Origin of the sequence: Rubrobacter marinus, from assembly GCF_011492965.1 — a bacterium.
Classification (GTDB): Bacteria; Actinomycetota; Rubrobacteria; order Rubrobacterales; family Rubrobacteraceae; genus Rubrobacter_F; species Rubrobacter_F marinus.
On sequence record NZ_CP045121.1, the window covers coordinates 2714314 to 2736318 of the forward strand.

Annotated in this window: 25 protein-coding genes, 1 tRNA gene and 1 pseudogene; 7 read left to right on the forward strand and 20 right to left on the reverse strand. The window is 70.4% G+C overall.

Annotated features, from left to right (window positions below; translation table 11 throughout):
• The first annotated feature begins 133 nt into the window (after positions 1-133).
• Complete coding sequence (locus GBA65_RS13915) at positions 134-544, forward strand: PaaI family thioesterase (RefSeq protein WP_166397059.1); 411 nt, start codon at positions 134-136, stop codon at positions 542-544.
• Between the two features lie 6 nt (positions 545-550).
• On the opposite strand, the gene GBA65_RS13920 is transcribed toward GBA65_RS13915, so the two are convergent.
• The 4 genes from GBA65_RS13920 to GBA65_RS13935 form a co-directional block, all read right to left on the reverse strand.
• Positions 551-1420 (reverse strand): DMT family transporter, encoded by an 870-nt coding sequence (locus tag GBA65_RS13920; protein ID WP_166397060.1) that lies wholly within the window; start codon positions 1418-1420, stop codon positions 551-553.
• A 37-nt stretch (positions 1421-1457) separates the two neighbouring features.
• Entirely contained in the window at positions 1458-2000 is a 543-nt protein-coding gene (locus tag GBA65_RS13925) for a methylated-DNA--[protein]-cysteine S-methyltransferase (RefSeq protein ID WP_228281339.1), read from the reverse strand.
• On the reverse strand, positions 1997-3493 hold the full coding sequence (locus tag GBA65_RS13930) for a DNA-3-methyladenine glycosylase 2 family protein (protein WP_166397061.1): 1497 nt from the start codon (positions 3491-3493) through the stop codon (positions 1997-1999). The genes GBA65_RS13925 and GBA65_RS13930 overlap by 4 nt, the downstream gene beginning before the upstream one ends.
• 78 nt (positions 3494-3571) lie before the next feature.
• Positions 3572-4162: a hypothetical protein gene (locus GBA65_RS13935; RefSeq protein ID WP_166397062.1), complete on the reverse strand. Its 591-nt coding sequence runs from the start codon at positions 4160-4162 to the stop codon at positions 3572-3574.
• Positions 4163-4254: 92 nt separating this feature from the next.
• Between GBA65_RS13935 and GBA65_RS13940 the strand changes: the two genes are divergently transcribed.
• Positions 4255-5229 carry a GntR family transcriptional regulator gene (locus GBA65_RS13940; RefSeq protein ID WP_166397063.1) on the forward strand — a complete coding sequence of 325 codons (975 nt, stop codon included), beginning with the start codon at positions 4255-4257 and terminating at the stop codon, positions 5227-5229.
• A 15-nt stretch (positions 5230-5244) separates the two neighbouring features.
• Here GBA65_RS13940 and pth read toward each other — a convergent pair whose 3' ends face one another.
• The 5 genes from pth to GBA65_RS13965 all read right to left on the reverse strand — a co-directional run bounded on the left by pth (position 5245) and on the right by GBA65_RS13965 (position 9159).
• Positions 5245-5781, reverse strand: coding sequence for an aminoacyl-tRNA hydrolase (gene pth, locus GBA65_RS13945; protein ID WP_407691095.1), 537 nt, complete (start codon positions 5779-5781; stop codon positions 5245-5247).
• A gap of 88 nt (positions 5782-5869) precedes the next feature.
• A complete protein-coding gene (locus GBA65_RS13950) occupies positions 5870-6580 on the reverse strand; it encodes a 50S ribosomal protein L25 (protein WP_166397065.1) in 711 nt (236 codons plus the stop codon).
• A 20-nt stretch (positions 6581-6600) separates the two neighbouring features.
• Entirely contained in the window at positions 6601-7593 is a 993-nt protein-coding gene (locus GBA65_RS13955) for a ribose-phosphate diphosphokinase (protein WP_228281978.1), read from the reverse strand.
• Positions 7593-8954, reverse strand: coding sequence for a bifunctional UDP-N-acetylglucosamine diphosphorylase/glucosamine-1-phosphate N-acetyltransferase GlmU (glmU, locus tag GBA65_RS13960; protein WP_407691017.1), 1362 nt, complete (start codon positions 8952-8954; stop codon positions 7593-7595). The genes GBA65_RS13955 and glmU overlap by 1 nt, the downstream gene beginning before the upstream one ends.
• 134 nt (positions 8955-9088) lie before the next feature.
• Positions 9089-9159, reverse strand: a tRNA-Gln gene (locus GBA65_RS13965).
• A gap of 202 nt (positions 9160-9361) precedes the next feature.
• Between GBA65_RS13965 and GBA65_RS13970 the strand changes: the two genes are divergently transcribed.
• On the forward strand, positions 9362-9943 hold the full coding sequence (locus tag GBA65_RS13970; RefSeq protein ID WP_207955778.1) for a YdeI/OmpD-associated family protein: 582 nt from the start codon (positions 9362-9364) through the stop codon (positions 9941-9943).
• 88 nt (positions 9944-10031) lie between these two features.
• On the opposite strand, the gene ispE is transcribed toward GBA65_RS13970, so the two are convergent.
• The 4 genes and pseudogenes from ispE to GBA65_RS26570 all read right to left on the reverse strand — a co-directional run bounded on the left by ispE (position 10032) and on the right by GBA65_RS26570 (position 12357).
• Positions 10032-10961, reverse strand: a complete 930-nt coding sequence (ispE, locus tag GBA65_RS13975; RefSeq protein ID WP_166397067.1) for a 4-(cytidine 5'-diphospho)-2-C-methyl-D-erythritol kinase — start codon at positions 10959-10961, stop codon at positions 10032-10034.
• Positions 10946-11749, reverse strand: coding sequence for a 16S rRNA (adenine(1518)-N(6)/adenine(1519)-N(6))-dimethyltransferase RsmA (gene rsmA, locus GBA65_RS13980; RefSeq protein ID WP_166397068.1), 804 nt, complete (start codon positions 11747-11749; stop codon positions 10946-10948). Before rsmA ends, ispE begins: the two co-directional genes overlap by 16 nt.
• 10 nt (positions 11750-11759) lie before the next feature.
• Positions 11760-12184, reverse strand: a pseudogene (locus GBA65_RS25355) (TatD family hydrolase).
• On the reverse strand, positions 12181-12357 hold the full coding sequence (locus GBA65_RS26570) for a TatD family hydrolase (protein ID WP_166397070.1): 177 nt from the start codon (positions 12355-12357) through the stop codon (positions 12181-12183). Before GBA65_RS26570 ends, GBA65_RS25355 begins: the two are co-directional and overlap by 4 nt.
• A 317-nt stretch (positions 12358-12674) precedes the next feature.
• On the opposite strand from GBA65_RS26570, the gene GBA65_RS13995 reads away from it, so the two are divergent.
• The 3 genes from GBA65_RS13995 to GBA65_RS14000 all read left to right on the forward strand — a co-directional run bounded on the left by GBA65_RS13995 (position 12675) and on the right by GBA65_RS14000 (position 13651).
• Positions 12675-12929, forward strand: a complete 255-nt coding sequence (locus GBA65_RS13995; protein ID WP_228281340.1) for an ArsR family transcriptional regulator — start codon at positions 12675-12677, stop codon at positions 12927-12929.
• Positions 12930-13022: 93 nt separating this feature from the next.
• Positions 13023-13190, forward strand: coding sequence for a DUF1648 domain-containing protein (locus GBA65_RS26575; protein ID WP_407691096.1), 168 nt, complete (start codon positions 13023-13025; stop codon positions 13188-13190).
• The gene (locus GBA65_RS14000) at positions 13127-13651 is read left to right on the forward strand and encodes an SdpI family protein (RefSeq protein WP_207955780.1); all 525 of its coding nucleotides are present in this window, start codon (positions 13127-13129) and stop codon (positions 13649-13651) included. The genes GBA65_RS26575 and GBA65_RS14000 overlap by 64 nt, the downstream gene beginning before the upstream one ends.
• Positions 13652-13682: 31 nt before the next feature.
• On the opposite strand, the gene rsmI is transcribed toward GBA65_RS14000, so the two are convergent.
• From rsmI to GBA65_RS14035, 7 genes are all read right to left on the reverse strand, one after another.
• Positions 13683-14483 (reverse strand): 16S rRNA (cytidine(1402)-2'-O)-methyltransferase, encoded by an 801-nt coding sequence (gene rsmI / locus GBA65_RS14005; protein ID WP_166397071.1) that lies wholly within the window; start codon positions 14481-14483, stop codon positions 13683-13685.
• A gap of 12 nt (positions 14484-14495) precedes the next feature.
• On the reverse strand, positions 14496-15446 hold the full coding sequence (locus GBA65_RS14010; protein WP_166397072.1) for an ROK family protein: 951 nt from the start codon (positions 15444-15446) through the stop codon (positions 14496-14498).
• 55 nt (positions 15447-15501) lie between these two features.
• Positions 15502-15750: a hypothetical protein gene (locus GBA65_RS26580; protein WP_407691018.1), complete on the reverse strand. Its 249-nt coding sequence runs from the start codon at positions 15748-15750 to the stop codon at positions 15502-15504.
• A complete protein-coding gene (locus GBA65_RS14020; RefSeq protein WP_166397074.1) occupies positions 15642-17111 on the reverse strand; it encodes a single-stranded-DNA-specific exonuclease RecJ in 1470 nt (489 codons plus the stop codon). Before GBA65_RS14020 ends, GBA65_RS26580 begins: the two co-directional genes overlap by 109 nt.
• A 91-nt stretch (positions 17112-17202) precedes the next feature.
• Positions 17203-18519: an alpha/beta fold hydrolase gene (locus GBA65_RS14025; protein ID WP_166397075.1), complete on the reverse strand. Its 1317-nt coding sequence runs from the start codon at positions 18517-18519 to the stop codon at positions 17203-17205.
• Between the two features lie 139 nt (positions 18520-18658).
• Positions 18659-19903 carry a phospholipase D-like domain-containing protein gene (locus GBA65_RS14030; protein WP_228281342.1) on the reverse strand — a complete coding sequence of 415 codons (1245 nt, stop codon included), beginning with the start codon at positions 19901-19903 and terminating at the stop codon, positions 18659-18661.
• Between the two features lie 103 nt (positions 19904-20006).
• A complete protein-coding gene (locus GBA65_RS14035; RefSeq protein ID WP_207955781.1) occupies positions 20007-20774 on the reverse strand; it encodes a YcjF family protein in 768 nt (255 codons plus the stop codon).
• Between the two features lie 117 nt (positions 20775-20891).
• On the opposite strand from GBA65_RS14035, the gene GBA65_RS14040 reads away from it, so the two are divergent.
• Entirely contained in the window at positions 20892-21989 is a 1098-nt protein-coding gene (locus GBA65_RS14040) for a sigma-70 family RNA polymerase sigma factor (protein WP_166397077.1), read from the forward strand.
• The last annotated feature ends 16 nt before the right edge of the window (positions 21990-22005 follow it).

Here is a 22005-nt window from a genome sequence, read left to right on the forward strand (position 1 = left end):
GGGAAACGGCCAGCGGTCCCTCGGGCGCGGTTCGGGGGGCGGGGCTTCGGTCCCGCCCCTCTACCCTTGGCCCGTGGCTCCCGACATCTGGAAGAATAGGCGGGTCGTGTACCCGCGTGGGGAGGATCTTCCGGTGTCGCTTCTGGACAAGCTAAACGAGCGGGGCAAGGGGAAGCTGCCGGGTTTGATCGGCCTGGAGGTACTGGAGGCCGGGGAGGGCAAGATCAGGAGCCGCCTCCCCCTGCGCGACGAGCTTCTCGCCCCGAACGGCTACCTGCACGCCGCGACGGTCGTGGCCCTCGCCGACACGTCCTCGGGCTACGGCTGCTTCGTGAACCTCCCCAACGGCGCCGAGGGCTTCACGACCGTCGAGCTCAAGAGCAACTTTCTCGGCACGAAGCGCGAGGGCGCCATCGCGTGCGAGGCGACGCTCGTCCACGGCGGGCGCGCCACGCAGGTCTGGGACGCGGTCGTCGCCGACGAGGACTCGGGCAAGAAGCTCGCCCTCTTCCGCTGCACCCAGATGATCCTCTACGCACGCTAGGCCGGCTCAGCCCTTCGCGCGGCCGACCCCGGTGACGAGCGCGACGGCGAGCAGCACGATCCCGAGCCCCAGCACCGTCCCGAGCCCCAACGGCTCGCCGAGCAGCACGACCCCGAAGAGCACCCCGAACCCCGGCGAGAGGAACGTGACGGTCAGGGTGCTCGTCGCGCCCACCCTCGCGATGAGGGCGAAGAACAACAGGTAGGCGAAGGCCGTGCTCAAAAGCGCCAGGCCGAGCGCCGAGGCGACGACGGGCGTGGAGGGCGCCTCCTCCGGCAGGGTCGCCAGCGCCAGCGGCAAGAGGAGCGCCGCGGCCCCGGCCTGCTGGCCGAACGCCATCGTGAGCGGCCGGACCCCGGAGAAGGTCTTCTTCACGTAGTTGCCGCCCAGGGCGTAGCAGAAGGAGCCGAGGAGCATCGCCCCGACCGCCACCAGCACGGCGCCGTTCAGGGGCAAGGGGTCGAGGCCGACCAGCACGGCGACCCCGGAGATGCCGAGCACCACCCCGAGGATCTTGCGCAGGGTAAGAGGGTCGCCGAACCACGCCGCCGCCACGACGACGGAGAACAGCACGGTCGTGGAGTTCAGGATCGCCGCCAGAGAAGCCGTGATCTCGGTCTCGGCGAACGCGATGAGCGAGAACGGGGTCGCCGCGTTGAGTATCCCGACGAAGAGAAACTGGCGCCACCGCCCCCGAACTTCTGGGAAGCGCCCGAGCGCCAGGACGAACGGGGCGAGCGCGAGGGACGCAAGCACCACCCGCGTCCCCATGAGCGGGAACGGCCCGAGGGCCGGCGCCGCCACCCGGATAAACAGGAACGATGCGCCCCACACCGCGCCCAGCACGATCAGGGCCAGAAGGTCGCGCGGCCTCACGAGCGCGGCACCACAGCGGCCCGCCGGCCCGTCGGGCTCACGCGCCGGATGACGTCACCATGCCCGCGTCTTCTCCGCCGAGCACGCGGGCCTCGTGCTCGAGCAGACGCACCTTCAGGTGCATGCCCCCTGCGAACCCGGTGAGCGATCCGTCCGCCCCGATCACGCGGTGGCACGGCACCACGAGCGGCAGCCTGTTCGTGGCGTTCGCCCTCCCCACCGCCCGCGAGGACCTCGGCCGTCCCAACGTGGCCGCGATGTCGCCGTAGGTGCGGGTCTCGCCGTACGGTATGCGCGCCAGCGCCCCCCAGACGGCCTTCTGCCACTCCGTCCCCCTGAGCACGAACGGCACCCCGAACTCCCGCCGCTCCCCCGCGTGGTACTCCAGAAGCTCCTCGCGGGCCCGGGCGGTCCTGCCGGCGTCCTCCCCGACGCGGTAGCCTTCCTCCTCCAACTCGCCCTCGACGGTCCACTCGTAGTCGCCCTCGACAAACTGGAGCCAGAGCAGGGCCCCCTCCCCATCCACCGCCAGGGCGAGCGGGCCCGCCGGCGACTCCACGGTCTCCACGTATGCCTTCACGCCACAACCCCTCTCTCCTCGGATTCTTTCGTCGCCACGGCGCTTTCCAGGCTCGCCCAGAGGTACTGCGTGGCATACGCGCGCCACGGACGCCAGCCTTCGGCGAGACGGGCGACGGAGGCCGGGGCTCCCGGATGGCCGAGGCGCTCGATCGCGCGCCGTGCCCCGAGGTCCGTCGGCAGAAAGGCGTCCGGATCCCCGAGGGCGCGCATGGCGACGTAGGAGGCGGTCCAGGGCCCGATCCCGCGTATCCCCACCAGCCGCCGCCCGGCCTCCTCGCGGTCTACGCCGGGATCCAGGACGACCCCGCCGTCCGCCAGCGCCCGCGCGAGCTCCCGCAGGGCCTCGCGCCGCGTCCGGGGCATGCCGAGGGCTTCGAGGTCCGCATCCGCGACGGCACCTGGGCCCGGGAAGAGGTACCCCGGCCCCCCGCCCGGCCCGGATAGCGCCTCCGGGACCGGCTCGCCGCAGAGGGCGACCAGCCTGCCCGCGAGCGTGCGGGCGCCCTTCACGGAGACCTGTTGCCCGAGCACCGCCCTCGTCGCGAGCTCCGGCCCGTCCACGCTCCCCGGCACGCGCCTCCCCGGCGAGCGCCGCACGATAGGGCCGATGATCGGGTCCGCCCCCAGAACCTCGGCGACGGCGAGCGGGTCGGCGTCGAGGTCCAGGAGCCGGCGGCAGCGCTCGACCGCGACGCCGAGGTCCCTCGGGTCCTCCAGCCGGAGCACGCACCCGACGTGATCCCCGCCGTCGGACAGCGCCACGGCCCCCACGCCGTGCGGCAGGCGCAGCGTCCGCCGGTAGACGCCGTCGACGTACTCCTCCACCCCGGAGACCGCCCGTTCGCCGAGGAAGCGCAACAGGCCCCCCGCGTCGAACGGCGCCCGGTACGGGAGCCTCAGCGAGATCTCGCCGGACCCGCCGCCGCCACGCCCCTTCCCCCGCCTCAACTCCGTCGGGCTCGCCGCGAAGACCTCGCGCACGGTCTCGTTGAACTGCCGCAGGCTGGCGAAGCCCGCGGCGAACGCCACCCGGGAGACCGGCATCTCCGTCGTCTCGATGAGCAGCCGCGCCGTGTGGGCCCGCCGCGCCCGGGCGAGCGCGAGCGGCCCGGCCCCGACCTCCGCGACCAGCACGCGCCCCAGGTGGCGCTCCGTGTAGCCCAGCCGCCGGGCGAGCCCCGCAACCCCCTCCCGGTCCACGGTCCCGTCCGCGATGAGCCGCATCGCGCGCCCGGCGAGGTCGGCCCGAACGTTCCACTCGGGTGAGCCGGGCACGGCATCCGGGCGGCACCTCTTGCACGCCCGAAACCCGCTCGCCTGCGCCGACGCCGCGCTCCGGTAGAACCTGACGTTCGGGCGCTTGGGCGTCACGGCCGGGCAGCTCGGGCGGCAGTAGATCCCGGTGGAGGTCACCCCCGTGTAGAACCACCCGTCGAAGCGGGCGTCGCGGCTGCGTACCGCCCGATAGCACCTCTCGAACTCCTCGATCATGGGGCTATTGTCCCACCCGACGCGCCGCTTTACCGGCGGAAATCGGACATGGGCGTCGACACCTCTCCGGATGCCGCCCTAGCCCCGAAAGGCCCGCGAGAACGGGACGGCGGCGATGCCGAAGAGCGCCGCCAACCTGCGCCAGCCGCCCCGCGGCAGCTCCCGCGCCACCGGCGCCCGCGCGGCGTCGGAGAGAAAGTTTCGCCGCCAACCGGCCTCGCGCAGGTACCCGGCCTGGGCGTCCCTCGCAGGCCCCGTCGGGAGCGCCACGACCTCCCCCACCCCGATCCCGCGCGCCAGCTCCACCGCCCCTTCGTACAAGATGCCGATCATCCTGCGCTCTCCGGCCCACGGGTCGACGACGGGGAGACCAAGGATCAAACGCTTCGACTCGGTCCGATAGCGTATGGCCGCGAGGAGCCGCCCCCCGTCCCCCTCGGCCACGATAAAGCGCTCCTCGAACGCCACCCAACGCGGCATCCCGTTCAGATCCAGAAGCTCCACGACCGCCGGCTCGTCCGCCGCGGTCCCCCACCGCACCTCCGGAGTGCCGCGCTCCTCCACGCCCATGCCCCTTCGAACCTCCCTCGCCAGCCACTCCTCCGCGGCCTCCCGCACCAGACCGTCGCGCCGGTCCCGCCAAACCCCGAAGTCCGCCCATCCGTGCATCCCGCACCTCCACGCTACCCCGTTGCGTTACAATCGCCCTAAGGACCTAGGACAATTATAGGTGACATACAGTCATAGGACAATAGGATGATATGGAGTTAAGGGTAGATTCCCGGAGCCACGTGCCGGTGCACGTGCAGCTCCAGGAGCAGTTGAAGCACTTGATCTTGACGGGCGAGCTCGCGGTGGGGAGCCGGTTGCCGAGTATCCGCATGCTGGCGGGCTACCTGAGGATCAACCGGAACACGGTGGCGCGGGTGGTGGCGGAGCTCGAGCGCGAGGGCTTCCTCGAGACGCGCCGGGGGAGCGGGACTTACGTTCTGGATCCCCCGGTCGACGCCGAGGGCATGGAGCGCCAGCGCTTTCTGGAGCGGGTGATGCGCCAGGCCGCCGAGGAGGGGGTGCCGGTCGAGGAGCTCGGGTACGCGCTCCTGGCGCGGGCGGGGTCCCGGGTCCCGGGGAGGGCGACGATCTTGTTTGTCGAGTGCAGCGGCCCCGAGCTGGAGCAGTACGCCGCCGAGCTGGAGGACCGGCTCCCCGTGAGGGTCGAGGGGGTGCTGCTCGAGGACCTGCGCGAACGCCTGGCGCGCGAAGAAGGCGCGTCCCTCCCCTGGCGGCTCGCGGTCACGACCTTCTATCACGTCCACGAGGTCGAGGAGCTCATGGAGCCGCGCGGGATCGAGACCGTGGCGCTCCTCGCGGAGGCCACGCTCGACGGCATAACCAGGCTCGCGGAGCTGCCGGCCGGGACGAGGGTCGGCGTGCTCGGCAACTCCCGGACCTGCTCCGACAACCTCCTCAGCTCGCTCGTGGGCGCCGGCATGGACCACCTGGAACTCTTCCAGGTCTACGAGGACGTCGGCCGGGATCTAGAGGAGCAGTTGAAGGAGACCGAGGTCGTGGTGTGCAGCAGCCCCATGTACCGGCGGCTCGCCACCCTCGGCCTCCCGCCCGGAACCGAGGTCATCCTCCAGGACCGCACCCTGGACAAGGGCGGCGTCGAGATGCTCGGACGCATGTTGCGCAGCTTGCCGCGGGAGGTCGTGGACGAAGGGGACCGGCGGTAGCGCCGCGGCATCCGGTCAGGTTCGCGTGTTGAAGCTGTTCATCGCGGCCTCGGGGCCCTTCTCGATCACGGCCTCCACCGCGTCCGCCGCCCGGCCGACGGCGTCCTTCACCGCCGAGTCCATGCGGCCGAGCACGTAGTCGGTCGGCACGACCCCGACGGGCGGGCGGCCTATGCCGACGCGCACCCGGACGAAGTCTTTTCCGAGGTGCTGGAAGATGGAGCGGAGCCCGTTGTGCCCGCCGTGCCCGCCCCCGACCTTCACGCGGACGTCGCCCGCGGGCAGGTCCAGATCGTCGTGCACGACGACCAGCTGCTCCAACCTGTACCCCGACAGAGCGGCGCCGGAGTTGTTCATGTACGTCGTCGGCTTGAGCAGGGTCGCGTTTGCGGCGCCGATGCCGACGGGGGCGGCCTCGGCCTTCTTCTTCGAGCGCCAGTCGACGCCGTGGCGGCTCGCCAGCTCGTCCGCCACCAAGAACCCTACGTTGTGACGGGCGCGCGCGTAGGAGCGCCCCGGGTTGCCGAGCCCCACGACGACGGGGGCCTTGATGGCCCCCGAGGTCTCGGCGTCCGTCCCGGGCTCGGCGGGGGGCTCTCCGTCCCCAGCCGCGCCCCCCTTACCGAAGAGGGACGACAGCTTAAGCCTGGACGTTCTGTCCTGCGGGGCCCTCTCCCTCCTCGGGAGAAACCTCCTCGGTCCCCTCTTCGGCATCCGGCTCCACTCCCTCCGCGGTGTCGTCCTCGCTCGGCTCCTCGACGATGCCCGCGGCCTCCAGTTCGTCCTCGGTGACCTCTGTCGGCGTCGTCACCGTGACCGCGACCTCCTCGGGGTCGGAGATCAGGGTGATCCCCTCGGGCAGGCGGATGTCGCCGATGCTCAGGTTCTCGTTGATGTCCAGGCCGGAGACGTCGACCTCGAGCTCCTGCGGGATGTCCCCCGGCAGCGTCTCGACCTCGACCTCGTAGGCCTCCTGCTGCAAGACGCCGCCCTCGCTGACGCCCGGCGACTCGCCGATGACGGCCACGGGGACGGTAACGACGATCCTCTCGCGCATGTTCACCGGCGCGAAGTCGACGTGCACGAGGCGTCCGGTCACGGGGTTGCGCTGCGCGTCCACCACGCGGGCCGTGGCGTTTCCGCCACTTCCGATGCTCAGGTCGTAGAGCGCGTTGTCGCCCACGTGCTGGAGCGTGTAGTCCACGATCTTCTCGGGGACGGCGAGGACGGAGTTGCCGTCGGCGTCGCCGTACAGGACCGCCGGGACCATGCCCTGGGCCCTCAGCCGCCGGGCGTCGTTCTTGCCCCGGCCCTCGCGCGCCCTCGCGTCGAGATTTACGTTGTCTGCCATCTTTCTTCTCCTAATACCGTCTAGAAAAGTTGGTTCTCGCCCATAAAGACCCCGCTGACCGACTCATCCGAGAAGACGTTGCGAATGGTGCTCGCGAGGATCGGGGCTATCGTCAAGACCTGTATCTTATCCTGCGGCTCGCCAGGCTTCAAAGGCAGGGTGTCCGTGACGACGACCTCCTTGAGGTCGGAGGCCTGGATCCTCTCGTAGGCCGGCCCCGAGAAGACGGGGTGCGTCGCGCACGCGTAAGCCTCCGTCGCGCCCTCGTTCAGCAGCCGCTCCGCCGCGTTCACGAGGGTGCCGGCGGTGTCGATCAGGTCGTCGACCAGGATTACGCGCTTGTCCTTTACGTCGCCGATGACGTGCGTCACCTCGGACTCGCCCGGCTTGTTCCTTATCTTGTTGACGATCGCCCACGGGAGCCCGAGCCTGTCGGCGAGGCGTTTGGCTACCTTCGCCTCCCCGACGTCGGGGGCGACGACCACCGCGTCGTCGGCGTCCTTGAAGCCCTGCGAGATAAAGTGATCCACGAACGTGTGCATGGCGGTGAGGTGGTCGACCGGGAAGGAGAAGAAGCCCTCGATCTGGCCGACGTGCAGGTCCATCGTCATCACGCGGTCGGCGCCCGCGACCTGGATCATGTTCGCCACGAGCCGCGCCGTGATGGGCTCGCGCGGTTTGGTCTTGCGGTCCTGGCGCGAGTAGGCGAACCAGGGGATGACCGCGACGATGGTCTCGGCCGAGGCCCTCTTGGCCGCGTCGATCATCGTGAGGAGCTGCATGAGGTGCCTGTTCACCGGCTCGGCCAGGGACTGCACGATAAAAACGTCGGCCCCCCGCACGCTCTCCTTGTAGCGGGCGTAGACCTCGCCGCCGGAGAACTGCCTGAGCTCGACCTCGCCCATCGGGACCTCGAGCCGGTCGGCGATCCTGTCCGCAAGCTCCGGGTAGCCCCATCCCGAGAAGAGCACGAGCCGCTTCTCCGCCGACATCTCCAGGTGGCCGTTCTGCATCACGCGCGCTTACCCTCCGTCTCGGTCCCATCGACCCGTCCGTCGACATTTGTATCTTCTTTTACCCGATGGGGGGCGTTGCGTATCGCGCGCGCCGGCATGCCGACGGCGAGCTTGCCGGGCGGGACGTCCTTGTTGACCACGCTGCCGGCCCCGAGGTAGGAGCCCTCCCCGACCTTGACCGGCGCGATCAGGCTGGTGTTGACCCCGGTGAAGGCCCCGTCCCCGATCTCGGTGCGGTTCTTGTTCTTCCCGTCGTAGTTCGCCGTTATGGTCCCGGCCCCGAGGTTCGCCCCCTCGCCTATGGTCGTGTCCCCCACGTAGGAGAGGTGCGGCACCTTGCTCCCGGCGCCCACGACGGTGTTCTTGACCTCGCAGAACGCCCCGACCTTCGAAGCATCCTCCAGGCGCGTCCCGGGCCTGAGGTAGGAGTACGGGCCGACGGTCGCCCCGGGCCCGACCTCGGCGCCGCGGCCCACCGAGTGCTCGACGGTCGCGCCGTCCTCGACGACCGTATCCAGAAGGTCGGAGGAGGGTCCGATCACGCAGTCCGATCCGATCCTCGTCGCCCCGCGCAGGAACGTGCCCGGCAGGATCACGGTGTCCCGCCCGATCTCGACCGTCGCCTCGATGTGCGTGGAGACCGGGTCGCGGACCGTCACCCCGGCGCGCATGTGGGCGTCCAGGATCTTGCGCCGCACGATCTCCTCGGCGAGCGCGAGCTGCGCCCGGTCGTTGACGAGGTTGGCCTCCTGCGGGTTCTTCAGGAGGCAGGTGACGGCCCGGCTCTCCCGCCCGATAATCTCCAGGGCGTCCGTCAGGTAGACCTCGCCCTGGTCGTTCTCCGAGCCCACGAGGCCCATCGCCCGGCGGATGTCCCTCAGCTCGAAGGCGTAGAGCCCGAGGTTGACGAGCCGGACCCGCTTCTCGGCCTCCGTCGCGTCCCGCTCCTCGACGATGCGCACCACGCCCGCGTCCTCCATCACGCGCCCGAGGCCCGTCGCGTCGTCGAGCTCGGCCACGAGCACGGTCGCGCCCACCCCGGCCTCGCGGTGGCGCCCCAGGAGATCGGCCAGCGTCGCGTCGGAGATCAGGGGCCCGTCCCCGTTGACCACGAGCAGGGTCCCCTCCTCGCCCTCCAGCGCTTCGAGCACCACGCGCACGGCGTCGCCGGTGCCGTTCTGCTGCTTCTGGAGGACGGGCTCGACGCCTCCGGGAAGGACCGCCTCGACCTCCTCGGCCTGGTGGCCCACCACGACCATCGTCCTCTGCGAGCCCAGAGGCTCCAGGGCGGCGATGGCGTAGTTCACCATCGGGACGCCGCAGATGGTGTGCAGCACCTTCGCCCGGTTGGACTTCATCCGGGTACCCTTACCGGCCGCCAAAACGGCCGAGAAAATCGGACCTCTCCCGCGCTCGGACATAAGCTCCTTCGCGACTCTTGCTCGCCTACGACGATCTCCGGGTCCGGGGCGGCGCCCCGTATAACCCCCGGCTGGGGCGGCAGGATTCGAACCTGCGATCCCGGGACCAAAACCCGGTGCCTTGCCGCTTGGCCACGCCCCAAAGCAGGCGCCGAACCGCTCGCCCGCGACGGCGCGATTATACCGGAGCGCCCTTGCTCCGTCAGTCCCAAAGTCCCGGACCTGGAGGGCCGCAGAGCCCGCCGGAGAGCCCTTCTGCTCCTTTGGAGGAGACAGCGGCCCCGGTAGAATCAAGTCCGGGACGAGGAAGGGGACGACCCGGCGGGTCGTCGGAAGGAGCTGCCGTGGCCGACAAACCGGACCTGCCGATCCTGCCGTTCGCCTCCCGCGAGGCGTGGGGCGCGTGGCTCGACGAACACCACGCCTCTTCGGACGGGCTGTGGCTTAAAATCGCCAAAAAGGGCTCCGGCCTGGAGACCGTCTCCTACGCCGAGGCCGTAGAAGTGGCCCTCTGCTACGGCTGGATCGACGGCCAGGGGCGCGGGCTGGACGACGCATGCTGGCTCCAGCGGTTCACGCCGCGCAGGCCCAGGAGCCGGTGGTCGCGGGTCAATCGGGAGAAGGCCACGAGGCTCATCGAATCGGGCGCGATGAAGCCCGCCGGCCTGCGGGAGGTCGAGCGGGCCAGGGCCGACGGCAGGTGGGACGCCGCCTACGAGGCCCCGAGCAAGGCGACGGTACCCGACGACCTGCGGCGGGAGCTGGAGAAGAACGAAGTGGCCCGGACGTTCTTCGACGCGCTGGATGGCACCAACAGGTACGCCATCCTCTACCGCATAGGGGAAGCCAAGAAGCCCGAGACCCGGGCCAGACGCATCGAGAAGTACGTGACGATGCTGGGGGAAGGAAAGAAGATCTACCCCTGAGAAGGGCCGCCACCCGTCGCGCGGCCTCGATGGAGCCGGACGAAGCCCGCCGGTCCGACCGGCGTCTCGGGCACGGAGTTCGTTCCCCTCAACCGCCCGGACGACGGGAAGCACGGCTCGGGGCGCGCTCCCGCAACACCTCCACGCCGCTCGCCACCGGACGGCAGACCCGCGCAAAGGGCGCCAGGATACCTCGCCGGGCGCCGCGCGCGGCGGCCTCCGAGCCGAAGAGCCCGTAAACCGCCGTGCCGCTCCCGCTCATGATGGCGCCGAGGGCCCCGGCGCGCGACAGCCCCTCCCTCAGCTCCCCCACCTCCGGCACGAGGGTCTCCGTCACGGGGGCGAGGTCGTTGCCGAGGGACCGCACGAGGCCGCCGAGGTCCCCGGCGCGCAGGGCGTCGAGGGCCGGCGCGATGGAAGGCCATTCCTCGCCCGGACGCTCGTCGTAGGCTTTGTAGATCCGGGCCGTCTCCGCGCCCCGGTCCGGCTTGGCGACGACGAGGTGGTGCTCCGGCGGCGCCGGCAGGGGCGTGAGGACCTCACCTACCCCCTCCCCGAGCGCCGTGCCGCCGCCGATGCAGAACGGCACGTCCGCCCCTATCCGCACGCCTATACCCCGCAGCTCCCCGTCGCCCAGCCCCAGCCCGAACATCTCGTTCAGGCCGACGAGCGCCGCCGCGGCGTCCGCCGACCCCCCGCCGAGGCCGGCCCCCGCCGGTACGGACTTGCGGAGCCGGACGCGCACCGGCAACTCCTCGCCGGTCGCCTCCCTCAAGAGCTTCCACGCCAGGCACACCGTGTTCTTGTCGTTCGGCCCGATCGAGGCCCCCTCGGGCTCCACCCGAAGCTCGAACCCCTCGTCCGAGCGCTCGATCTCGAGCTCGTCGCACAGCGAGATGCTCTGCAGGATCGTGGAGATATCGTGGTACCCGTCGGCCCTGACGCCGCGCACCTCGAGCGCGTAGTTGACCTTGGCGAAGGCCCTGAGCCGCAGAGCCCCGGTCATCGGATCGCCCACGACAGCTCCCGGTACAGCGCCACGAAGTCCTCGGGCGCGAGCTCCTCCGCCCGCGCGTCCGGACCGTGCCCGATCGAGGCCAGCGCCTTCGGCGCCCCGCCCCGCGCGGCCTCCGGCAGGTTGTTGACGAGCCGCTTGCGCCGGCTCCGGAAGGCCGAGACCACGAGCTCCTTGACGCCCGCGTACTCCCCGGGCTTCGCAACACCCGTACTCCTCCGCTCCATCGCGACGACCGCGGACCAGACGTTCGGCGGCGGGTCGAAGACCTGCGGCGAGACCTTGTGCGCCACGCGCGCCTCCGCGAGGGTCTGCACCAGCACGGCGTACGCCCCGTAGTCCTTCGTCCTCGGCCGCGCGGCCATCCTCCGCGCCACCTCGAGCTGCACCATGAAGCGCAAGACCCGCAGGTAAGGGGCCTCCTCCAGCAGCCTCAACACGAGCGGCGAGGCGACGTTATAGGGGAGGTTGGCAGCCATCTTGTTCGGCCGGGGCGCGAGGGAGGCGTAGTCGAAGGCGAGGGCGTCGGCCTCGTACACCCGCACGTTCTCCCGCCCCCCGAGGGCCTCCTTCAAGAGCGGCAGGACGTCGCGGTCGAGCTCCACGGCGTGCACGGTCCCCGCCCTCTCCGCGAGGATCGAGGTGAGGGCGCCGCGGCCCGGCCCGATCTCCAGCACGACGTCGCCGGCGGTCACCCCCTCGGCGACGATGCGGGCGGTGTTCGGGTCCTTGAGGAAGTGCTGGCCGAGGCGCTTCTTCGGGAACGGGCTCCGGGGACTGGGGGGCTCCAAAGGGCGCGGACTAGACCTCGAGCGGGAGGCCGAAGACGTTGCGGGCGTTGCGGCTCGTGAGGGTCCCGAAGGCCTCCTCGTCCATGCCAAGGCGCTCGGCGACGAAGCGGGCGGTGTGGACGACGTGCTTCGGCTCGTTCCTCTCGCCGCGCACGGGCTGGGGGCTCAGGTACGGGGCGTCCGTCTCCACGAGCAGCCGGTCCGGGTTCAGCCGGTCCAGAAAGTCCGCCGTCGGGTTGCTCTTGTACGTGACGTTCCCGGCGAGGCCCACGTAGTAGTCGCGCTCTGCGGCCTCGGCCACCTCGCGCTCGCCCCCCTCGAAGCAGTGGAGGACCACGGGACGCGCGCGCGGCCCATGATCGCCATCGTGTCCGCGAACGCCCGCCTCGTGTGGATGATCAGGGGCAGCCGCGTGTCGTTGGCCAGCGAGATCACGTCCTCGAAGAGCGCCTTCTGGATCTCCCCGGACCAATCCCCCGGTAGTAATCGAGCCCGACCTCGCCCAGCGCCACCACCCCCGGCGACTCCGAGAGCTCCGCCAAAACCTCCAGGTCATTGGCGGTGTACGTCCCCGCGTTGTGCGGGTGTATCCCCGCCGCCGAGTACACGTTCGGCAGCGCCGCCGCGAGCGCCGCCCCTTCTGCGAGTCCTCGACGTCCGTCCCGATGTTCACGACCGCCAACACCCCCGCCTCGGCCGCCCCTCGACCGCAGCCTCCGGCGAGACCTCGAGCCGCAAGAGGTGCGTGTGCGAATCTATAAGCATGCTACCGCCCCACCCTCGCTCCCGGTCGCCTTCAGCACGGGGGCATTATAGAGCCCATACCTCCTCCCGGTAAGACGGCACCGATCCACCCTTCCCGCGCGCCCGATCCGTGCTACTATATTTTGTTAATTGGCGAAATAACGAAAGAGGTTGGTGTTCGGTGGCTGCGGGCGAGGGTGATGGACAAGGTGTTCAAGGCGTTGGGGGACCCGACGCGGCGCGGGATCCTGCGCCTGCTCCGTTCGGGCGACATGAGCGCGGGCGTATCGCGGAGGAGTTCCCGGTCGCGAAGTCGACGCTCTCCGGGCACCTGAACGTCTTGAAGGAGGCCAACCTGGTCGTGGCGGAGCGGAGCGGCACCACCATCACCTACAGCCTCAACGTGGGCGTGTACGAGGAGATGCTGGGGCCGTGATGGAGTTGCTGGGACGGGGCGGAGAAGAAGGAGGGCAAGGGTGATGCGTACCAACCTGCGGATTGAGGCGGTTCAGTGGGCGATCATCGGGCGATGTTCGTGCTCGCGGCCGTCGTGTGGTCCTCGGCTCCGGACAGGATCCCGGTCCACTGGGGCCTCTCGGGGAGCCGGACCGCTACGGCGGGAAGGTCGAGGGCTTGCTGCTGCTCCCGCTGGTCACGCTCGGCGTCTACCTCGCGATGCTGCTCCTGCCGAGGATAGACCCGAGGCGCGAGGCCTACGCCCTGTTCGAGGGCGCCTACGGGATCATCCGCCTCTCGACCGTCGCTTTCCTCGCCCTCGTCCACGGCCTCGTCCTGCTCTGGGTCAGGGGCGTCGAGCCCGACGTCGCGGTCGTGGTGCCGGTCCTGGTCGGCGGCCTGCTCGTCGTCATAGGCAACCTGCTCGGCAAGATACGGCCTAACTGGCTTGTGGGCATCAAGACGCCGTGGACGCTCGCCAGCAAGCGCTCGTGGGTGAAGACGCACCGCCTCGGGGCTGGACGTTCGTGCTCCTCGGGCTGGCGTTCGTGGTCCTGGGGTTCGCGGGCCCGTCCTGGGCGGTTTCGGCGCTCGTCGCGGCGACGGTCGGCTGCCTGCTCTGGCTCGTCGTCTACTCGTACCTCGTCTGGCGCTCGGACCCGAAAAGGCCCCCGGAACCGGCGCCCGGAGGGTCGGGGGTAGCAGGGGCGGCTCATCGGCGTTTTGGCGTCCGTCACGGTTTGACGAGGCGGTCGTAGATCTCCGACCGCCTCCGGCCCGTCTCCTTCGCCGCCCGCGCCGCGGCCCTGGAGGTGCTCTCCCCGTCCGCGACGTACCCCTTCGCCCTCTCGACGGCCTCCTCGAAGCTCTCGGGCTGCGCCGTCGCGCCGCCCCGGAGGACGAGCACTACCTCCCCCTTCACCTCGCCGGAGAAGCGCTCCGCCGCCTCCCCCGCCGTCCCCCTGAACACCTCCTCGTGCAGCTTCGTGAGCTCGCGGCAGACCGCGACCGGCGCCTCCGGGGGCAGCTCCCCGAGCGTCTTCGAGATGCGGCGGGGCGACTCGTAGACCACGAACGTCGAAGGCTCGCGCCCCATCCTCTCCACGAGACCCTGTCGCTCGCGCCCCTTGCGCGGCAGGAACCCGAGAAAGACGACCACGTCCGTCGGGAGCCCCGAGGCGACCAGCGCCGTCATGAGGGCCGAGGGGCCGGGGAGAACCTCTATCTCCACGCCGGCCTCGATGCACCTCTGCAACAGCCCGTAGCCGGGGTCGGAGACGAGCGGGGTACCGGCGTCGGAGACGAGCGCGACCCTCTCGGCCCGTGCCCTCTCCGCGAGGCCCGCGGCGGTGCGCTCCTCGTTGTGCTCGTGGTGGGAGACGAGGGGCTTCTTTATCTCGTAGTGGGCGAGGAGGCGCCCGGTGCGCCGGGTATCCTCGCAGGCGACGACGTCCGCCTCCCCGAGCGCTCGCAGGGCGCGGAGGGTGATGTCCTCGAGGTTGCCTATCGGGGTCGGGACGACTACGAGGGGCAAGGGGCGCCGTCTCTAGGTGCCGAGCACGTACTCGCCCGACTCGTCGCGGGCGAGGGCGGCGGCGCCGAGGACGCCCGACTCCGGGCCGAGGGTCGCCGGCTGGATCTTTACGAGGTCGCGGGCCGGGGAGCGGGCGCGGAGGTGGACCTCGCGGCGGGTAGCGTCCAGGATAAGCTCGCCCGCCCTGGAGACGCCGCCGCCGACGGCGACCACCTCGGGGTTGAAGATGTTGACGAAGCCCGCCAGCCCGATGCCGAGCCACAGCCCCGCCTCCTCGAGCACCGAGAGCGCCGCCTCGTCCCCCTCCTCCGCGAGCCGCGTGACGTCCTCGCCGAGGACCCGGCGCTCGATCGCGAGCCTCCCCAGGGCCGAGTTCGGCTCCTCGGCGGCTACCTCGCGGGCGCGGCGCTGGATGGCCGTCCCCGACGCGAGCGCCTCCAGGCAGCCCCGGTTGCCGCAGCCGCAACGCGGCCCCGTCGCCTGAATCGTCATGTGCCCGAGCTCCCCGCCCGCTCCCTGCGCCCCGCGCATCAGGACGCCGTGCGTGATCACGCCGCCGCCCACCCCCGTCCCGAGGGTGACGAACACGAGGTGGTCGTACCGGGCCCCCGCCCCGAAGCGGAACTCGCCCCAGGCCGCCGCGTTCGCGTCGTTCTCCACCGTGATGTCGAACCCGGTCCTGCGCCGCATCTCCTGCTCGAGGTCGACCCCCTCGATGGTGTGCAGGTTGGGCGAGAAGATCACCCTGTTCTCCGTCGCCAGGATGTTGCCGGGCACGGCCAGGCACGCCCCGCCGACCTCGTAGCCGTCCTTGACGTCGTTGATCGCCCGAGCGATGCTGGAGAGCAGCCTCTCCGTCGGCCCCGAGGACGGGTAGCGCACCTCGTTGAGGACCTTCCCCTCCGGCGTCACGACGCCCGCGGCGATCTTGGTCCCCCCGACGTCCACCCCGATGGCGTTCAACTACCCCTCCAGTCCAGTATCTCCAGCTCCGTCCCCCCCGTGTAGGCGTTGCGCTTCACGGTGTACGCCGCGTCGAACGCCCCGGCGGGGACGGCCGCCTCTGGCCCGGCGAGCTTCGCCGAGAGGCCCCTCCGAGGGTCAGGAGGTTCATCCCCTCCCACAGCTTGCGCGACCCCTGGACCTTCAGCCCCTCGCTCACGAAGACGGGCCGGTGGTTCCCGCTCCCGAACGGCGCGATCCTCTCGTGCCAATCGAGCAGCCCGTTGGAGAGCTTCTCCAGCGGCACCTCCGCGTCCACCTCCACCGGGGCGTCAGGATCTCCGGCTCCTCCAGGGTCTGCGCCCGCACCGCCTCGTTCACCCCGGCCACGAAAGCGTCGAAGGCCCCGGCCTTGACCGACAGCCCGGCCGCCTTGCGGTGCCCGCCCACTCCCCGAGGAGGTGGCGAACCTCGTGGAGGGCGCCGTAGAGGTCCACGTCCGTCTCCCCCGCCCGCGCCGACCCGCCGTAGGAGCCGTCGGCGCGCCGGTTCAGCACGGCCGCCGGCCTCCCCGTCGCCCCCGCGACCTTGCCGGCGACGAGCCCGCGAGCCCGCCGAGCATCCCCTCCTCGGCGACCACGACCTTGAAGTCCTGCTCGGGTCGACCCCCTCCATCGCCCGCTCGACGGCGTAGCGGGTGCGCTGCTGGCGGTCGGAGTTCATCTGGTTAAGGAGGAACGCGAGCCTCATCGCCTCCCTGGAGTCGTCCGTCAGGAGGAGGTCGAGGGCGGGGCCGGGGTGCTTTATCCTGCCGATGGAGTTGATCCTCGGCCCGAGCTTCCAGCCGAGGTCGCCCTCGTCCAAGGAGCCCCGCACCCCCGCCACCTTCACCAGCGCCCCGAGCCCCGGGCGGGCGGCGCGGGCTTCCAGGGCGCGGTTCATGTGCTTGAGGCCCATCGAGGCGAGCGCCCGGTTGTCCCCGACGAGGGGCGCTATGTCCACGATCGTCCCGAGCGCCACGAGGTCGAGCAGCCTCCCGAGGTGCTTTCTCCCGTCCGGGTCCCCCATCTCCCGGGCCACGGCCCACGCGAGCTTCCACGCCACCCCGACGCCGGCCAGGGGATCTTCCATGTTCCAGAGCTTCGGGTCGAGGACCGCGACGGCGGGCGGGGCCTCGGGCCTCTCCTCCGGCGGGATGTGGTGGTCCGTCACGATCACGTCCATCCCCAGCGAGGCCGCGATCTCGACCCCCGCCCTGTTGGAGATGCCGCAGTCGGCGGTGACGACGAGGTCCACCCCGTCGGCGAAGAGGTCCCGGACGTAGGGCTCCAGCAGCCCGTAGCCCGTCTGTCGGGTCGGCAGCTTGACGGCGAGGTTGTTCGTGTACCGGGAGAGCGCGAGGTAGAGCACCGCGGAGGAGGTGATCCCATCGGTGTCGTAGTCGCCGAAGATCCCGATCCGCTCGCCGCCGCGTACGGCCCGCGCCACCCTGCGCGCCGCGACCCGCCACGCCTCCTCCTCCGGCGCCCCGATGGCCTTGAGGGAGGGCGAGAGGAACCCGAGCGCGGCCCCGGCGTCGACGCCCCTGTTCGCCAGCACGCGGGCGCACAGCTCGTCCACCTCCGCCGCGCGCTTGAGCTCCGCGACAACGTCCGCCCCCGGCTCCAGGAGCCGCCACTCCGCCAACCCGTCTCCTCCCCGACAAATAGAAGCTACCACTCGCATTATACAAAGCGGCACGCGCGCTCCCGCGCGCGGTCAGAAGCGTAAGGCGCCCCTACTTGCGAGCGCGGCGGGCGAGCACGCGACCGAGGAACACCGCCGTCAGGCCTCCCGCGAGCGCCACGGCACCCCGGCGCACAGCGGGCCGATCCGCCAGGCGCGCGAGCACGAAGTAGCCTTCGAGGGCGCGGGCGAGCAGAGCTTGCGGGTGCCACGGCCCATCGGTGACGCGAGAGGCGGCGACCCGCCCGGCCTCCTCGAGGCCCGCCCGTACGGCGGCGGCCTCCACGTCCAGGACGGCCCCGGTGCGAAACCTCAAGAGGTCGTGCGCGGCGTCCGGAAAAACTACGTGCACGGCGCCGGGCAGCAGGGAGGCCATCTCGTCGTGCAGAAAGACCGGGGCCCTCGTGTCCCGCCCCCCGGAGAAGAGGACCACCGGCCAGGAGAAGCCGGGCAGGACGGCGGCGGGCTCAAAAGGCTCGCCCTCGAAAGGCGGGAAAGCCCCGGCCTTCTCGGCGAAGATGCGGGCGGTGTCGAACGGCTCGCCGTCCGCGATCCGGGGGACGAGCTCGCGGTACCAGATCGCCCCCGCAAGGTCGAACTCGAAGACGAGCGGGAAGTTCGCCCCGCTCTCGAGCTCCTTGCGAAACTGCGCGAGGATGCGGTCCCACTCGAAACGCCGTCCGTCTGCGAGACGGTCGAGAAGGAGTTCCGCGACCCGGGGACCCGCGAGCTCGTAGACGGGCGGCACCACCTCCGCGAGCTCCCCGTCCGAGACCTCCCCGGAGGAGATCAGACGCCGAACCCTCTCCGCGATCCCCGCGGTCCTCTCGTCTTCGCCGCGCAGGAAAAGGCGGCGGTTGCGCTCCCGAACGGCCTCCTCGTGGGCGGAGGAGAACATGGTCGAGTCGAGGAACATCCCCGCCACCCTCTCGGGGGCGAGCACGCCGATGGCCTGCGCCAGGTAGCCGCCGTAGGAGGTGCCGTGAACCCACGCCTCCCCCACCCCGAGGTGATCCAGAACGGCGACGACGTCGCGAGCGGCGTGCTCGACCCGCATCGCCTCCACGGGCAGGTCTCGCCCCCGCTCGTCGTGCCGGGAGAGCCCCACCCCCCGGTGCTCGACCATCACGACCCGGAAGCCCGCGCGGACGATGCGGGGCCGGATGGGCGCGTAGGGCGCCACCGACGCGAACCCGGGCCCGCCGGGCAGGACGACGAGCACGGGCCTCTCCCCATCCGCCCCCGAGTCGGTGTAGGCGAGCGGGAAGGTCGCACCGTCGTCGCGGTCCGGGAACACCCGAACCGTCAGGGTGCGAACGTCCTCCTTCTCGACCAGCCGCCGCCGGCGGTCCTCACGGTCCGTCTTCACGAGCGATACCCCTCCCCGGTCCGCCTCCGCTCCGTACCCGTAACATACCTGCTCGCCGCGGCATGCCTTCATCCCCGAAGGATGGTACGCGCGCCGCCTACCTACCACGGTGGGTACGGAGGGGGCTCGATGGGAGCGGCTACACCAGCGGGCTCAGGGTGGCGAGGGCCCGCTCGACGACCTTGGAGGGCAGCGGGCGGCTCTCCCACTCCTCCAGCGTGAGCTCCTCGGCGTTCGTCTTGTCGAGGGCGAACATACGCTCCATCTGCTCGGCGAGGCGCTCGTCGTAGACCTCGAGGTTGATCTCGTAGTTGCCCAGCATGCTGTAGCGGTCGATGTTCGCCGAGCCTACCGTGGACCAGACCCCGTCTATCGTCGCGGTCTTGGAGTGGATCATGATGTGCTTGTAGCGGAAGATCCTCACGCCCGCGCTCAGGAGCTCGTGGAAGTGGCGCCGGGCGAGCCAGTCGGCGGTGACGTGGTTCGAGTCGCGGGGGATCAGGACCTGCACGTCCACGCCCCGCTTCGCAGCGTCCATCAGGCCGGCCCGCATCGCGCGGTCGGGGATAAAGTAGGCGTGCGTGAGGTAGATGCGATGGTTCGCGCGGTCGATCGCCTCGATGTACATCGCGCGTATGGGGAAGATCCTCAGGTAAGGGTCGTTCCGGCGAAAGACGACCGCCGGGTTCCAGCTGCGCCGGCGCTCGATCTCTATGCGCTCCAGGTCGCCGGTGCGGTGGCTGTTCCAGAAGTCCATGAAGTCGTTCTCGAGGTCGCGGGCCTCCCAGCCCCGGATCTTGATCTGCGTGTCGCGCCAGCCCGCCTCGTAGAGCGAACCTATGTTGTACCCGCCCACGAACGCCACCTCCCCGTCCACGATCATGGTGTGCCGGTGGTAGCGGAAGACGTTCCTGGGGTTGACGAGGTTCGCCGGTCCCCACAGGGGACGGAAGTGGAGCGTCTGTATCTCGTCCGGAAACTGCTTGAAGGACGGCGGCACGACCACGTTCGCGAGCCCGTCGAAGATAACGCACACCTTCACGCCCTCGAGCGCCTTCTTGTGGAGCGCCTTCACGAAGCGCTTCCCCATCTCGTCGCCCTTCCAGATGAAGGTGCCGACGAAGATCGTCTCCTCGGCCCCCTCTATCTCCTCGAGCATCGCCTCGTAGAGCTTCACCCCGAAGGGGTACAGCTTGAGCATGCCCCCGGAGTCCAGCTCGACCTCGGGCTGCTCCTCCCAGGGGAAGCCCTCCCTGGGCCCGTGCCGGCGCTTGCGGATCTGGGCAAGGGCGATCAGGCCGGCCACGAGCACCGCCTGGACGGCCGTCAGCGCGAGAAAGAGCCGAACCCCTATCCTGCGTACCTCGGCCAGAGCCCTTCTCACGAGGCCTACCGCCTCGTATATCTTCGAGAACATATGGGGATTATGCGCGCCGCTTCATCGGAACAAACGTCGTTTTGGCCGCGCCAGCAGCCGGAGCGGTGCCCTAGCGGCGGCGGAGGCGGGCCACGAAGGCCCTCGCCTCCTCCTGGGCGCGGCGCAGGATCTCGGACCGTTCGGCGGAGCTCGGCTCCACCTTGCCGCGCTCGAAGTACAGGATGGCCGCCCGCCCCATCGCCACCGTCCCCGCGTAGCCGATTGCCCCGGAGGCCGCCCAGCCCGCGACCGGCACGAGCTTCAAGACCTGGCGGCTGAGCGCCCGGAGGCCGAAGCCCGCCGCGAGCACCCCGAGCAGCTCGCGCGCCCGCTCCATCGAGAGCTCCTCCCCGTACGCCGCCGCGATGTGCAAGACCATCCGCCCCTGGTTCGCCGTGATGGCCGGCATGTCGGCGCCGGGGATCGGCAGCGCCCCCAGCACGGCGTTCTGCCGGGCGTTGTGCCGCGCGATCTCCTCGCACGCCGCCCTCCTGAAGATCGGGTAGCCCCGGGCGAGTGGGACGAGGTAGTCCTCGTTCAGCGCCGACGCGAGCCGCGGGGCGAGCTCCGCCCGCACGGCCCCCTCCGTCACGGCCGAGAGCGTTACCCGATCGTTGTCCTCGACCCCCTCGCCGGAGGGTGAGACCTCGACCTTCCCGTCCGGGTGGGGCGAGACCGAGAGCTTGATCTCCGCCCCGCTCGTGGACGTGTTGGCGTTCAGGAGGGAGGCCAGGGCGGCCGCCTCGGGGGCGTCGCCGACCACCGCGAGGGTCGCCCGCCTCTGGGCCGCGGTGCGCGATTCCTGGAAGACCCTGTAGAGGTTTCTCAAGCCCAACAAGGGGTACCCCTTTCGTAGCGCGCTCGTTGATCTTTGCTTCGTATCGGATATATTACGCGTCAATAAGGCTAGTGTTTCGGGAACCGATGGACCGACCACAGTAGACCAGAGGAGACCTTGCAGCCCCAACGCGACCTTCGGGAGATAGAGGAGATCCAGGAACTCTTCGAGGCCGGGCAGGAATCCGGCACTCTCGAGTCCAGCGAGGTCCTGGACCTACTCCAGGAGGTCGACCTCTCCACCGAAGAGATCCAGCAGGTCTACGGCCTACTCCGCGAGCACGGCGTCGAGGTCGTGGACGCGGAGTTTCTGAACGACACCCTCCACAACGAGGACGAGGACGCCCAGCTTGTGGAAGAGGTCCTCGAGAGCGACCTGAAGACGCGCTACACCGGCGACGCCGTACAGATGTACCTCGACGAGATCGGCAAGACCCCCCTCCTCACGAAGGGCCAGGAGGTCTACCTCGCCAAGCGCGTCGAGCGCGGCGACAAGCGGGCCAAGGCCCACCTCACGCGCGCGAACTTGAGGCTCGTCGTCTCCATCGCGAAAAAGTACGCGAGCCGCGGCGTCTCCCTGCTGGACCTCATCCAGGAGGGGAACATCGGCCTGATGCGCGCGGTCGAGAAGTTCAACTACCGCAAGGGCTTCAAGTTCTCGACGTACGCGACGTGGTGGATCCGCCAGGCCGTCACCCGCGCCATCGCCGACAAGGGCCGGACCATCCGCGTCCCCGTCCACATGGTCGAGAAGATAAACAAGTACTACCGCGTGCAGCGCTCCCTCGCCGCCGAGCTCAACCGCGACCCCACGGACGAGGAGGTCGCCAAGCACATGGAGGTCGAGGTCGACGAGATAGGGCGCATACGGCGCGTCAGCCGCCGCTCCATCTCCCTCGAAACCCCGGTCGGCGAGGACCACTCCTCCGAGCTCGGCGACTTTATCGCCGACGAGGACTCCGAGACCCCCCACGACCTCGCGAAGACCTCGCTCCTGAAGAGCCGCATGCAAGAGGCCCTCGGCAGCCTCCCCGAGCGCGAGCGCATGGTGCTGGAGTACCGCTTCGGCCTCACCGGCGGCCAGCCCAAGACCCTCGAAGAGGTGGGCGAGCGCTTCGACGTCACCCGCGAGAGGATCCGCCAGATCCAGCTCACGGCGCTGGCCAAGATCAAGTCGAGCCCCCACGCCGCCTCCCTGCGCGACCTCCTGGACTAGTAACCGCCCCGCAAGC

Coding starts and splice junctions, on each gene's coding strand:
- GBA65_RS13930 (WP_166397061.1), bottom strand. CDS start 3,493: ATGATCGAGGAGTTCGAGAGGTGCTATCGGGCGGTACGCAGCCGCGAC.
- GBA65_RS13935 (WP_166397062.1), bottom strand. CDS start 4,162: ATGCACGGATGGGCGGACTTCGGGGTTTGGCGGGACCGGCGCGACGGT.
- GBA65_RS13940 (WP_166397063.1), top strand. CDS start 4,255: ATGGAGTTAAGGGTAGATTCCCGGAGCCACGTGCCGGTGCACGTGCAG.
- GBA65_RS13950 (WP_166397065.1), bottom strand. CDS start 6,580: ATGGCAGACAACGTAAATCTCGACGCGAGGGCGCGCGAGGGCCGGGGC.
- GBA65_RS13955 (WP_228281978.1), bottom strand. CDS start 7,593: ATGCAGAACGGCCACCTGGAGATGTCGGCGGAGAAGCGGCTCGTGCTC.
- glmU (WP_407691017.1), bottom strand. CDS start 8,954: ATGAAGTCCAACCGGGCGAAGGTGCTGCACACCATCTGCGGCGTCCCG.
- GBA65_RS26575 (WP_407691096.1), top strand. CDS start 13,023: ATGTTCGTGCTCGCGGCCGTCGTGTGGTCCTCGGCTCCGGACAGGATC.